12 protein-coding genes are annotated in these 12,773 nt (G+C 71.0%); 7 read left to right on the forward strand and 5 right to left on the reverse strand.

Going from position 1 to position 12,773, the window contains the following annotated elements; translation table 11 throughout:
- Positions 1–747 (forward strand): hypothetical protein (locus tag E7Z54_RS10855; RefSeq protein ID WP_206056138.1); only part of this gene is annotated, 747 nt, incomplete at its 5' end.
- Between the two features lie 27 nt (positions 748–774).
- Entirely contained in the window at positions 775–1,410 is a 636-nt protein-coding gene (locus E7Z54_RS10860; RefSeq protein ID WP_136433604.1) for a hypothetical protein, read from the forward strand.
- 21 nt (positions 1,411–1,431) lie between these two features.
- On the opposite strand, the gene E7Z54_RS10865 is transcribed toward E7Z54_RS10860, so the two are convergent.
- Positions 1,432–2,928: a serine/threonine-protein kinase gene (locus tag E7Z54_RS10865; protein WP_136433606.1), complete on the reverse strand. Its 1,497-nt coding sequence runs from the start codon at positions 2,926–2,928 to the stop codon at positions 1,432–1,434.
- Between the two features lie 177 nt (positions 2,929–3,105).
- On the opposite strand from E7Z54_RS10865, the gene E7Z54_RS10870 reads away from it, so the two are divergent.
- Positions 3,106–3,588: an RNA polymerase sigma factor gene (locus E7Z54_RS10870; RefSeq protein WP_276606220.1), complete on the forward strand. Its 483-nt coding sequence runs from the start codon at positions 3,106–3,108 to the stop codon at positions 3,586–3,588.
- Positions 3,589–3,989: 401 nt separating this feature from the next.
- Here E7Z54_RS10870 and E7Z54_RS10875 read toward each other — a convergent pair whose 3' ends face one another.
- Both E7Z54_RS10875 and E7Z54_RS10880 read right to left on the reverse strand, forming a co-directional pair.
- Positions 3,990–4,451 (reverse strand): PPOX class F420-dependent oxidoreductase, encoded by a 462-nt coding sequence (locus E7Z54_RS10875; protein WP_206056139.1) that lies wholly within the window; start codon positions 4,449–4,451, stop codon positions 3,990–3,992.
- Positions 4,444–4,881 carry a DUF6069 family protein gene (locus tag E7Z54_RS10880; RefSeq protein ID WP_136433610.1) on the reverse strand — a complete coding sequence of 146 codons (438 nt, stop codon included), beginning with the start codon at positions 4,879–4,881 and terminating at the stop codon, positions 4,444–4,446. Before E7Z54_RS10880 ends, E7Z54_RS10875 begins: the two co-directional genes overlap by 8 nt.
- 102 nt (positions 4,882–4,983) lie before the next feature.
- Between E7Z54_RS10880 and E7Z54_RS10885 the strand changes: the two genes are divergently transcribed.
- Complete coding sequence (locus E7Z54_RS10885; RefSeq protein WP_206056140.1) at positions 4,984–5,400, forward strand: MarR family winged helix-turn-helix transcriptional regulator; 417 nt, start codon at positions 4,984–4,986, stop codon at positions 5,398–5,400.
- A gap of 290 nt (positions 5,401–5,690) precedes the next feature.
- On the opposite strand, the gene E7Z54_RS10890 is transcribed toward E7Z54_RS10885, so the two are convergent.
- Positions 5,691–6,302: a DUF1349 domain-containing protein gene (locus tag E7Z54_RS10890; RefSeq protein ID WP_206056141.1), complete on the reverse strand. Its 612-nt coding sequence runs from the start codon at positions 6,300–6,302 to the stop codon at positions 5,691–5,693.
- A 236-nt stretch (positions 6,303–6,538) separates the two neighbouring features.
- Here E7Z54_RS10890 and E7Z54_RS10895 point away from each other — a divergent pair, with 236 nt between their 5' ends.
- Entirely contained in the window at positions 6,539–7,624 is a 1,086-nt protein-coding gene (locus tag E7Z54_RS10895) for a class I SAM-dependent methyltransferase (protein WP_136433612.1), read from the forward strand.
- A 64-nt stretch (positions 7,625–7,688) separates the two neighbouring features.
- The gene (locus tag E7Z54_RS10900) at positions 7,689–10,730 is read left to right on the forward strand and encodes an ATP-binding protein (RefSeq protein WP_136433613.1); all 3,042 of its coding nucleotides are present in this window, start codon (positions 7,689–7,691) and stop codon (positions 10,728–10,730) included.
- Positions 10,731–10,788: 58 nt separating this feature from the next.
- Here the strand turns inward: E7Z54_RS10900 and E7Z54_RS10905 are convergent, their stop codons facing one another.
- On the reverse strand, positions 10,789–11,184 hold the full coding sequence (locus tag E7Z54_RS10905) for a hypothetical protein (protein WP_136433615.1): 396 nt from the start codon (positions 11,182–11,184) through the stop codon (positions 10,789–10,791).
- Between the two features lie 155 nt (positions 11,185–11,339).
- On the opposite strand from E7Z54_RS10905, the gene E7Z54_RS10910 reads away from it, so the two are divergent.
- Positions 11,340–12,773 (forward strand): LuxR family transcriptional regulator, encoded by a 1,434-nt coding sequence (locus E7Z54_RS10910; RefSeq protein ID WP_136433617.1) that lies wholly within the window; start codon positions 11,340–11,342, stop codon positions 12,771–12,773.

Consider the following 12,773-nt stretch of genomic DNA (forward strand, 5'->3'; position numbering starts at 1 on the left):
GGGGTTGTGCCCGCGGTGGGTGCGGTCGTCGCGGTGATCGCCGTCGGCGCCGCGGTCGGGGCGCTCGGCCGGTCGCCGGCCCGGACCCAGGCCGAGGACTACGTGACCGCCGGCCAGGAGGCGATCGAGGCAACCTCGGACGTGGGACCGACCAGGCCGTCGGGCGGGTCACCTCACCCGACGGACCAGGACTCGCCCGGACGGCAGTCCGGCCAGCGCGAGATCGTCGACCCGCGCGCACCCCTGGGCGAGCAGACCACGGTGATCGGCGACTCGGTCACCCTGGCGAGCGGCGCGGGTCTGCTCGACGTGCTGCCGGGCATCGACATCCGGGCCGAGGTCGGGGCGCAGATGTGGGACGCGCCCGACCTGGTCCGGCGGTTGCGCGAGGCGGGTGACCTGCGCCCGGTCGTCGTGATCGCCCTCGGCACCAACGGCGACTTCCACAGCGACGTCATCGACGAGATCCTCGACGCGGCCGGGAGCGGGCACGCGTTCGTCTTCGTCACCGCCCACGCCGACCGGGACTGGGTCCCGTCGGTGAATGCCAAGCTGCGCGACCTGCGCGACCTGCGCGACCTGCGGGACCTGCCCGGTGGCCGGCCGCCGGTCGCGGTGGCCGACTGGGACGCGGCAGCCGCCGACGTGACGGACTTCGCGGACGACGGCATCCATCCCGGTCCGCAGGGTGCCGCGGTCTTCGCCGGCCTGGTCGAGGACGCCGTCGGCTCCCTCGCCGGCCGATAGCGCCGCGCCCGCGGATACGATCCGGCCATGCGACCGCTCAGGGCAGGCCTCGTGCTCGCCCTCGTGCTGACCGGTGCGGCCGGTGGCTACTTCCTGGCGGAGCACGACGACGAGAAGAGGTCGTCGTTCTCCGACCCGGAGCCGGTCGCCGCCGTGTCGCCGAGCTATCCCGTCAACCCGGTGGTCGTGCTGCCCGACCCGGACAAGCCGGCGCTGCGGGCCGGTCTCCGGTTGCACCGGGTGCGGGTCGGCACGGCGCCGTTCCACCTCGGCCTGCCGGTGCCGCGCGGCTGGGAGCGAAGCGTCCCGGCCGCGGGCGAGTGGCGGTGGTACCCGCCGCCCGGCCTCGTCCTCAACACCTACTTCCTCCGCGTCCGGCTGATCGGGAACCAGTACCAGCCGGTCGAGCAGGCGATCACGTCCCGGCTGGACGCCCTCCGGACCGCCGACGACGTCGAGGATTTCCGAGTCCTGTCTCTCACGGCCGACGGGTTCGTCGCCGAGTACGTCAGCGCCGGCTACCGCCGGGTGACGATGGAGAAGTACGTCGTGCGGAACGGCGCCGACGCCGCGTATGCCTGGATCGCTTTGGTGGGTAGGCGTCAGGACCGCCCGGGCATGACCGACCTCTTCGACCGGGTCGTCGCGGGGGCCCGTCCCTAGATCGGTCGGGGCTGCGTCGTACTAACGGAAGCCGTGGGCCTGGACGCTGTCGAGGACCCGGTTGGCGGTGGCCGTGTCGCGGCTGCGGACCTGCACCCACAGCAGCCGGTTGTCGGCGACCTGCACCACCCGCTCGACGGTGACGCCGCCGGGGCAGTCGGGATAGAGCACGGTGACGGCGGCGCCGTCGTCGGTGCTGTCGGTGACCGGGTCGCGCGGAGTGCCGCACTCGGGATGCTGAGGCACCTGCTCCGGCAATGAGGCGCCGCCCAGGATGCCGAGGAAGGCTCCTTCGCCCGCGGAGTCCGACGTCCAGCTCGCGGAGGTGCCGACCGACAGAGCCGGGTAGTCACGGTCCTCCGTGAGCGGGCGCCAGCCATCCCCGGTGGCGGCCCGGTCCCAGTCCGGGGGCACGCTCACGCTGAGCGACCCGCTCTGGTCGGAGACCTCCGCCCACGAGTCGTCGGCCGGAGCCACCCGGGCGACGACGTAGCCGGCGCCGACACCGGCGCCGACGGCCACCAGACCGGTGAGCGCGGCGAGCAGCATTCGGCGACCCGGGCGCCGCTGGACCGGTGCGGACGCGGGCTCGGCGCCCGGCCGGAGGACCGGCTGCTCGTCGTCGGGGAAAAGGCTCGGCCGCGCGCCGGGCTGGGTGAGGTCCGGGTCCAGGGGCAGCCAGGGTTCCTGAGGGACCTCGGCAGCAACGTCGCCGAGAGCGTCGGCCAGCGCTTCGACGTACGCCGTCACGTCGGGGTAGCGCTCCTCGCGGTCCACGGCCAGTCCCCGGGACACGACAGCGTCGACGGCCGCGGGGAACGTGCGCTCGTCCGTCGACAGTGGGGGCAGTGGTCCCGGGGTCGAGGCGGCGACCAGGGAGGCGTGGGCGTACGGCGGACGCCCGGTCAGCAGCAGGTACGTGAGCGCGGCGAGGGAGTACTGGTCGGCGCGGGCGTCGAGCGGCTCGCCCAGCGCCTGCTCCGGTGCGACGTACGACGGCGTACCGGCGATGAGCGTCAGCCGCGACGAGACGTCCATCGCCTTCCCGAGCCCGAGGTCGGCCACCATCGCACGGACCCGGCCGTCGACGGTGCGGAAGAGCACGTTCGCCGGCTTCACGTCGCGGTGCAGGACGGCGCGGTCGTGAAGGGTCTGCAGGCCGAGACCGACCTGCCGCACGACCTCGAGGGCCTGCGCCGCCGACATGGCGTCCAGCTCCAGCCGGTCGGCGAGGGTGCCCTGGTCGGCGTAGGTCATCACCAGGTAGGGACGGCCGTCGTCGAGCTCACCGGCGTCGTACACGGTGACGACGTGGGGCGACTCGACCTTGCGCAGCAGCCGGCCCTCGGCGAGGAAGCGACGACGCACGTGGTCGTCTCCGCTCCAGTTCTCGGCCAGCACCTTCACCGCGACGGGTGACTCGAGCTGGTCATCGAAGGCCAGCCACACCGTGGCGAACGCGCCGGACCCGATGCGACGCCGGACGGCGTAGCGACCCAAGAGACCCGGTTCGGACACCGCAGCATTATCGCTGCTCGGCACCACGCATCGCCGTCCGCCCGGCGCGGCGCCCGCCTATGCTGTCGGCGGCCGCACCGCACCACCAGAAGGAGCTGTCCCATCGCGAGCGACGCACTCTCCCCGGACGACGTCGACGAGCTTGCCCGGCGCGCCCAGGCGGGCGACAGCGACGCGCTGGAGGCCCTGCTGAGCGCGGTCCGCCCACGCACGCTGAACGTGTGCCGGGGCGTGCTGCCCCACCTCGCCGATGCCGAGGACGCCTGCCAGGAGGCGCTCATCAGCGTCGCCGCCAAGATCGGGACCTGGAACGGTCGCGGCCGGTTCACCAGCTGGCTGCACGTCGTGGCGGTCAACGCCGCGCGGTCGACGTACCGACGCCTGAAGAGGCAGGCGATCCCTGTCGACGTCGCTCCTGCCGAGCGGCCCGACCCGCGCACGACCAGCGTCATCGCCGGCACTCGCCTCGACCTGCTCGAGGCGATGGAGACGCTCGAGCGCGAGCACCCGCAGCTGGTCGAGCCGTTGCTCCTGCGCGACGTCTACGGCCTGCCGTACGACGAGATCGCCGGGCTGGTCGGCGTCCCGCTCGGCACCGTCAAGGCGCAGATCCACCACGGCCGCCGCCTGGCCCGGCCGATGCTCCGCGCCACGGAGTGACCTGGTCAGCCACTCATGCGATAAGGGGGCCGCGAGGCGGCGTCCGGCAACGGCATCAGCTCAAAGCGATGAGCACGGTGCCCAGTGACCCGCCGTCCGCGGGTGCCGGTGGCGAGGCACTGACCCCGCTGCTCTGCATGCGCTTGTGTACACCCTCCGCGGAACCCAGTTGAACGGACGCCCCGGCAGGCGCCGATCCCCGCAGAAGGGAGATATTGGGCCAAAGCCTGGCGCTCACGGGCGACGTGCCAACGCATGAGCGCCGAGAGTCGGCGGGCACTGGTACCCGACGATCCAGATCTGGCCACCCGATGAGCGCGGCCATGTCCGCTCACACAAACGAGCAGTGGCTGCTGGCCAGCGGTCTGGTTGAGCGAGAGGGCCCGCTATTCCTGGATCTACTACCCGGCTGCGATCGAAGCGCGCGCCAAGCCTGTTGAGTGAGGGGGCGTTGTGACGAGTCCCCAGGAGATCACTCGATCGGGATGGATCCGGATCAACGGTTGGGGCTCGGACACTGCGTGGGCGCGACCGCGGACCTCGACTCCGCGCGGTCGCCATGGGTCAGTGCTGGCTAGGTCGTCGATCACGATGGCAGCCTGACCGGTCAGGGACACGTCGCGGTACTTCTTGGTGTTGGCGAACCCTCGTCCGGTGACGTCGAGGGTGTCCTGCTCGGCGTTGTAGAACCACATGCCGACCGGGGTGACGTGCGGTGTTCCGTTGCCGCCCACGGTCGCTACCCGCGCCAGCCGACGCTCGGCCAGGTAGGCGAGCTCGGCGATGGTGAAGGCGCCCATTTCCCGGTCTTCGCCGACCCGCACGCTGGCCTCGACGTCAGGGGTCGCTTGCACCTCAGGCATGGTGGAACACCTTGACGACCGATCGGTCGTGCTGGCGTACGGCGGCTCGGTGTACCGCGGTGAGCCAGACGAGGCCCGCGACCACGTGCATGCTGGCCAGGGTGAGCGATGTGCCTGTCGAGGCTTGAACCGTGAACGGCATCGGGATCGTCAGCACGCCCAGCGCGAGGCCGAGCCAGCCAACGGCGCGCCACGCGCGGACTCCGTGCCGGGCGGCGAGCCAGAGGGTTAGCCCGCCGAGGATCGCCGGGACGGCTGACATCAGTAGGACCGAGCCGACGCCGACCTCGGTCGCCGTCGAACCTGCCGTCTGCGCGACCCGCATGTCGGCACCGGCCAGGTGTCCGACTGCTAGGACCACGAGGTTGGTGGCTGCGATCACCGCTGCTGCCGCGAGGGTGGTGCGCCACGGGGCCAGAGCATTCTCCATGGTGATACATCTCCTCAATAGTTCAGGTGGATAAGTAATCATCAGGATGCGCTCAATCCTTATGATTGTCAACTGTCCATGCCCGCGAATACCATGACTCTCGTGACCCACGCGCCGTCCCTTGCCGAAGCCCACGGCCTGAGCGCTCGGCTGTTCCGGGTGATCGACCGGATGCGCTCGGACTTCGCCGAGATCGCGGGCGAGTTCGGACTCACGCCGTTGCAGGCCCGCTCGATCTTGCAGCTGGAAGAGCCGCAGCCGATGCGCGCACTCGCCGAATACCTGTCCTGCGAGCCTTCGAACGTCACCGGCCTCGCCGACCGACTCGAGGTCTCCGGACTGGTGGAACGGGTGGCCGGCGCAGACCGGCGAGTGAAGCTCCTGCAGCTCACCGCAGAAGGCAGGCGGCTGCGGAACCAGCTGGCCGAACGCGTGGCAGCCGGGTCGACGGTGACAGCCAAGCTCAGTGCCGCCGAACGACGCACTCTCTCGCAACTCCTTGACACGATGCTGGACTGAGTCTGAGCGCGGGGTTGATGCCCGAGGGCTATGCGTCCTGGGCGTAGCCCCCGCAGGGTGCCGTCCGCGATCAGAACGCAGTTGGCAGTACGCCGACATCGGGCCTCGGCTCGAGCGCCACGGACTTCGTCCCGTCGCCCGATCGTCCAACGGGAATGTTCAGATCAGTCAACTATCGGTTGACGGGCATCGGCGGCGGTAGGACGCGTGTCGTAGCCGCGCGAATCGCGGCTACGAGCGGACGCGCGGGCTGAGCGGAAGCCGTCCTTGACTCGCGCACAGGCGAGGAGTCAGGCGCCGTTGCGCAGGCCTGCCGGCACCTCGGTGGAGAAGGTGATCTCGTCGAAGGTGCTGGTGCACTCGCAGGTGTCCGGGGCCTGAGCGAGGATCCCCGCGTGCATCGGGTCGTCGCCTCGCCCCAGCCGGAAGAGGCGGACGAAATGCCAGGTGGAGCCGTCGAGCGAGTAGTGGAAGGCGTAGGCGTTTCCGGTTCGCAGCACGCGCAGGTACACAGAGCCGCCGTCGATGACGAGGGCGTTGGCGTCATCGGAGATGTCACGGGTGACAACCGAGACGACCATCCCCTCGCGCTGGGGGGAGTGCTCGAAGCAGAGCTTGGCCCACTGCTCCGGGCTCTGCCACAAGCACAGCACGCCTGCGTCGAAGTTTCCGGCGAAGTCCACGCTGACCCGGGCGGAGAGAGCGAAGTCGCCTTCAGGCACGAAGAGCAGCGCCGCGGCGTTCGCCGTGCGCTGGCCGGTCAGGGGGTCGTTGGACCAGTCGGTGCCGGCGCGGGCGGTGATGGACAGGCGCTGCGCATCGACGTCGAAGTCAAACGCCGCCGGCTCCCCGTGCCAGGCGAGTTCGGGCAGGCCGGTGATCGACATCGACGCCAAGGTCATGCATCGCTCCTCGAGGCTCTTCGGGTGGATCGACCCGGGATCACCCTAGGCGCGTCGCCCTGGACTCTGGCAAGCGATCCCAGACCATGCCCGCCGACACGCCCCCACGGCACCGACCTGCCGACGATCTCGATCGGCGCGCGTGTCGGTGATGCCGAGCCGCGGCCCCTGGGCTGGCGGCCGCCAGGTCCGATCTAGCGCCCCCCTAGTGACAGCACCATGACGAGGAGGCATCGATGACTACCCAGACGACGACACAGACGACCGTGGACCCGGCTCAGGTGGAGGAGCTGATGGGCAGGCTGCTGAACGACCTGGCAGCCACCGCCGGGTTGCAGATGACCCACATCGGCATCAAGACCGGTCTTTGGAAGGCGATGGCAGGCGGCGGATGGCTCACCCCTGCCGAGGTCGCGACGCGATCGGGCGTCGCGCAGCCCTACGCTCGGGAGTGGCTCAAGCACCAGACCGCGTCGGGGTACGTCGACCACGACCCGCAGAGCGAGAGGTTCGCGCTGCCACCAGCGGCCGCGGCCGTCCTGGCCGACGATGTCCAGTCCGGGATCGTCGGCGGCTTCGCCAGCATGCTGTCCGCGATGGCTACCGACAATGCCATGGTCGAGGAGGCGTTCCGCTCCGGCGGCGGAGTCGGCTGGCACCAGCGGTCGGCCCAGCACTGGCAGGGCATGGACCTCGCCACCCGCGCAGAGGTGGTCCCGGCCCTGGCGTCGCAGTGGATCCCCGCCCTGGACGGAGTCGCGGACAAGCTGCGCGCCGGTGCGTCGGTGGCCGACATCGGCTGCGGGTACGGCGCAGCGCTGATCGGCATCGGCCAGGCCTACCCGAGCTCGCGGTGCATCGGGTTCGACTACCACGACGCCTCGATCGCGCAGGCTCGGAAGGCCGCTGCGACCGCAGGCGTGGCCGATCATGTGATGTTCGAGGTCGCCGACGCCGTCGCCTACCCGGGCGCGCGGTACGACCTCGTGTTGTTCGTCGACACGTTCCACGACCTCGGCGACCCGCTAGCGGCACTGCGCCACACCCGCCAGGCGCTCGCCGACGATGGCACGGTGCTGCTGGTGGAGTTCGCCGCTGCCGACCGGCTGGAGGACAACTTGAACCCGATGGGCAGGTTGCTGTACGCGTCGTCCGCACTGGTCTGCACCGCGAACGCGCTCTCGCAGGGGGCGACGGATCCGCTCGGCACCGCGCCCGGTCCTGCCCGGCTGACGGAGCTCGCGCGGGAGGCCGGGTTCACCCGCATCAGCCGAGTCGACGTCGAGGCACCCTTCAACCTGCTCCTGGAACTGCGCCCCTGACCCTCGTCGTCGCCTGCGCGGGCGAACCTCCGCGGCACGCCCTCAGAAGGGGGACAATCACGTGGTGGCAGCCAGAGCGGATCCTCAGCGGCTGGTCGGGCGGGAGCCGGCGCTGGCCTCGCTGCGTTCCGCGACCGACACCGCGGCGCGCGGAACGGGCCGCCTGCTGCTCGTCACGGGCGAACCCGGCATCGGCAAGACGACGCTGTTGACCGAGGTCGCCGCCGAAGCGACGGCCAACGGCGCCGTCGTACTTCCTGCCCAGTGCTGGGAGGGTGACGGCGCCCCGGCCTATTGGGCCTGGGTCCAGGTGGTGCGCGCGGGGATCGCGGCCGGCGGCGACCCGGGCCGTGCGCGCATCCTCTTGCCGGGCGAAACGGTCCCGGTGTCCATCGCTGGCGCGCCGGCCGCCGCGCGATTCGAGCTGTTCGACGCGGTGGTCTCCTTCCTGACCGGCCTCGCCGAGCGGAGTCCGGTTGTGGTCGTGATCGACGACCTGCAGTGGGCGGACACCGGTTCGCTCCGGCTGCTGGAGTTCGCCACCCGGCACCTCGCCGGCCGTCCGGTGCTCCTACTCGGCGCCTATCGGGACGAGGAGGCCGGCGAGCAGCTACGCAAGCTCGCCGGGACAAGCGAACGGGTGCCACTCTTCGGGCTGTCCAGGCCCGACGTCGCCGTACTCATGCGCGCGATGAGTCAGGTCGACCCGTCGTCCACGGTCATCGACGACGTCTGGCGGCGCACCGGTGGCAACCCGTTCCTGGTGCGGGAGTTGACGCGGCTGCTCGTCGCGCAGGGCGGCCACCGCGGCACGGAGCACGCGCCATCCGTGCTGCTCGACAGCGTCCGCGACATACTGGAGCGACGGCTGGCGCGGCTCTCTCAACCGTGTGCCGACCTGCTCACCATCGCCGCGGTCATCGGACCCCAGGTCCGACGGGAGCTACTGGCGCGGCTGATGGACGACCCGGGACCGCTCGAGGACCTGCTCCTCGAGGCCAGCACCGCCCGCGTCCTGGCTGAACCGGCCTCTGAGACCGGCCCCTGCCGGTTCTCCCACGACCTGTTCCGAGAGACCCTGATGGCGGGCCTGACGCCAGAGCACCGGACCAGGCTGCACCTGGCCGCCGGTCGGGCGTTACAAGCGCTGAGTGCCGAGGGCATCCCGGTGCATCCCGCGGAGCTGGCCGCCCACTTCTACGCCGCTGTCACCACCGCACCCGAGGACGCCATGCGCTCTGCGATGGCGGCCGGGGAGGACTCGCGATCGCGGCTCGCGTTCGAGGAGTCGTGCGAGCACTACCGGCGTGCACATGTCGCGCTCGACCGTACGACCGACCCGGACCCCGCGGTACGCCTCGAGCTGACTCTGCTGCTCGCCGATGCTGACGCGCGCGCGGGGCACTCCCCGGCGGATAGGGACGCCTACCGGCAGGCCGCTGCGCTGGCCCGGCGGCTGGGCGACGCGGAGCGCCTCGCGACGGCGGCACTCGGCCTGCATGCTCTGGGCTGGCGCCAGGATCACGCCGAGGCCATCGCTCTGCTCACCGAGTCGGTGGACCTCTTGCCGGACGCACCGACTGCGCTGCGGGCACGAGCGCTCGCAGCGCTGGCTCGCGATCTCTACCACGCGCGGGCCGAGCAGCAGGACTGGCAGCGAGCCCAGGTCCTGGCCGAGGACGCAGTGGCCACCGCAAGGAAGACCGGTGATGACGCCACCCTGGCGTTCTGCCTGCTCGCGCTGCACGACGCGAGCTGGCGCGCCGGGTCTGCCGGCACCCGGCTGCCGCTCGTCGATGAGATGCTCGCCGCCGCCGAGCGGGCGGGTGAGGGCGACTTGCTCGCGCAGGCCCGGCTGCTGCGCGCAACGGCTCTGATCGAGCTCGGCGACCCTCAGGGTCTGGTCGAGCTGGACGCCTACTGCCGCCACTGCGAGCGGTTGCGGCATTCCCGCGCGCGGTACGGCGCGGTCAGCCGCCGGTCCACCCTCGCGCTGCTGGCGGGCCGGCTGGCAGACGCCCAAGACCTCGCGGACCGAGCCCTGCGCTTTGGCCTGGACATCGGCGAGCAGGACGCCTACGGCGTTCACGAGACACTGAGCTGGGCGGTGCGGCGGGCCACCGGTGACTGGCACACGTTCACCGAGGTCGCGTCCAACCCGTGGCCGGATCTCCCCCTCGGGGAGGCCATCGCCCAGATCGCGGCCGGCGACGTCGACGCGGCCCGGGTGACACTTTCCCGGCTGCCGATCGACACCCTCAGCTACATGCACGACCTGGAGATGCTGGCGATCCTTGCAGAAGTGCTGGTCACCGCAGGAACCGACGAGCAGCGAGCCCGACTGTACGAACGGATGACGGACTACGTGGGCACGCACATCGTCGTCGGTGGTTGTGCGTCCTACTTCGGCGCGGTCGAGCTGTACCAGGGGCTGTTGGCCCAGTCGCTGGGAAGGTTCGAGGACGCCCGTGCGGACTTCGCCAAGGCGACCGACCGGCACCGCAAGCTCGGGGCGGTGGCGTGGGCGCAGCGCAGCAGCGACCTGGCCGCGGCGTGCCGAAGGCAGGAGACCACGCAGACCTGCGTGTTCCGCCGCGAGGGGGACACCTGGGCGATCTCGTACCACGGCGCCGAGGCCCACCTGCCGGACCTGAAAGGGCTCCACGATCTGGCGGTGCTGCTCGCGCAACCCGGAGAGTCCGTCCACGCGGTGCAGCTGCAGACCGGCCGGCCGCCCCGCGGCGGCGCCGACGAGATGCTCGACGAGCAGGCCAAGACCGCCTATCGCCGGCGACTGGCCGACCTGGAGACCGAGATCGACGAGGCAGAATCGGACAACGACACCTACCGCGCCGCGAACGCCCGCGCAGAACGCGATGCGCTCACCGCCCAGCTCTCAGCAGCCGTGGGACTCGGTGGCCGCGACCGCAGACTCGGCGACGAGCGCGAGCGCGCTCGCAAGGCCGTCACCGCTCGGATCCACGACGCGATCGGCCGGATCGACCGGGCCATCCCGGAACTCGGTGAACATCTGCGAGCGACCGTGCAGACGGGGACCTGGTGCAGCTACGCGCCCGAGCACCCGACCCGATGGCGGTGTGCATGAGAGGTCGCTGGGTGTCCGACCCGCGATGCCACCGCTCCTCCAGACCGGAGACCCTCGGTCACGCTGGGGGCAGACGGCTGAACCCGGCGAACGCCTCACGGATGGTGACGGCGTCGGCATGTCCTTGCGATGCACCGGCAACCGCCTCGGCAAGCTCGTCGGAGATGGTGCCGTAGACCTGGATCGTGCTCTCCGGCTCGAGGTAGTCGGCGTACGCCTCGTCGATGTGCTGCATGATCAGCTTCATGTGGGTTGCCATCGAGTCGGCGTCGGGGTGGACCTGGACGACGGTCACGAGGTCGGATCCCGGTGCGGTGTAGCCGAAGAAGGAGTGCAGCCGAGGCTCGTTGGGCTCGACGACATCGGTGCAGAACTCGGTGAAGTACTTCAGGAACTCCTCGCGCCGACCGGGCTTGACCCGATGGGTGCCGATGAAGATGAACGGTGCGGTCATGGCGTTGCCCCTCTGATCTGCGCCCTGCTGGTCTCGGGCGGTTGCCTACAGACTCCGTCCGCGAGCACCGTCCCGGCATCGGCATCAACTGCCGATCTCCCTGACGTCGCGATGGGTATTCCTGCCCAGGGCGTCGGCTGGCAGGATCGGCGTGGGTGAACCTGATGACCGAGGCGTTCGACGACCTGGCCGCGGCACGCCGGCACCACAGCGCGGCGCGGTGGGCTCAAGCCTGTGAGCGGTACGCCGCCGCCGATCGTGTCTCACCACTCTCGATCGAGGATCGGGAGAGCTGGGCGGAGGCCGCGCAGATCGGTGGACGGATCTCCGAGGCGGTGGACCAGCTGGCTCGCTGCTTCGAGGAGCGCCTTGCCACGGGAGCCATCCACGAGGCGACCCGCGCGGCGTACTGGCTGTGGAGCGCGCATGCCTTCGCGCGAGCGGAGTTCGCGGTCGGCGCCGGATGGGTGGAGCGTGCCCGCGAAGCGGCCGGGGGCGAGGAGTTCGGGTGGCTGCTCATCCCGCAGGCCTACCGGCACTTCGCGCGCAGCGACTGGCAGGCCGCCGAAGGGCTGCTGCACCGGGCGACGGAACTGGGGATCGGTCGGGGCGACGTCGATCTGGTCACGATCGCGACGACCATGCGCGGCCGTGCGACGCTGAAGCTCGGGTTCCTGGAGCGCGGTGTCGCGCTGCTCGACGAGGCGATGTCCCGGATCCTCGCCCGGTCGACGTCGGTGCGCGCGACGAGCGCGATGTACTGCGCCGCGATCGGGTCCTGTTACGAAGCGCACGACGTCGGGCGAGCGGCGGAGTGGTCGGTCGCTCTTGATGCCTGGCTGTCGACCGTGCCCTCGTTGACCGGCGTCTACTACGGCAACTGCCGGATCTACCGAGCGATGCTACTGCGCCTGCGAGGCGAGTGGAGACGCAGCGAGGAGGAGCTCGAGGACGCCTGCGCCGGCCTCGCCGCCGACGCGCAGCTCATCGTGGGACACGCGTGGTACGAGCTCGGCGAGATACGACGCCTGCAGGGGAAGGCCCACGCCACACACGCATACGAGCGGGCCGTCACGTCCGGGCATTCAGGGCAGCCCGGGCTGGCTCTGCTGCGCTGGCGGGAGGGAGATCTCGCCGCCGCGGAGTCAGGCATCCGGCGCGCGCTGGCCGAGCGAACCACGACCGATGAGCGACTGACCATCCTTCCCGCCGCGGCAGAGGTCGCCATCGCGTGCGGTGGCTTCGAGGTGGCGGAGAGCTGCGCCGGGGAGATCGAGAGCGCATTGGCCACGTATCCCACCCCAGCGCTGCGAGCCATCGCCGACTCCACCCGTGGCCGCTTGCTGCTCGCTCAGGGATCTGCGGAGGAGGCGCTTCCCCGACTGCGGGCCGCGTCGGAGGCGTGGCGGGAGCTCGGCGCGCCGTACGAGGCGGCCGTCGCCGGCCTCCACCTGGCGGAGGCGAGGCGGGCCGTCGGTGACGAGGAGGGGGCGGCCCTGGAGCTGCGCGCCTGCCGCGCGACCTTCGAGCACCTCGGTGCGCGTCCCGATGAGTGTGCCAGTCTGAAATGGCCCCAGTTGGAGCCGTAG

It is taken from the genome of Nocardioides sp., assembly GCF_004803405.1.
GTDB lineage: Bacteria > Actinomycetota > Actinomycetes > Propionibacteriales > Nocardioidaceae > Nocardioides > Nocardioides vastitatis.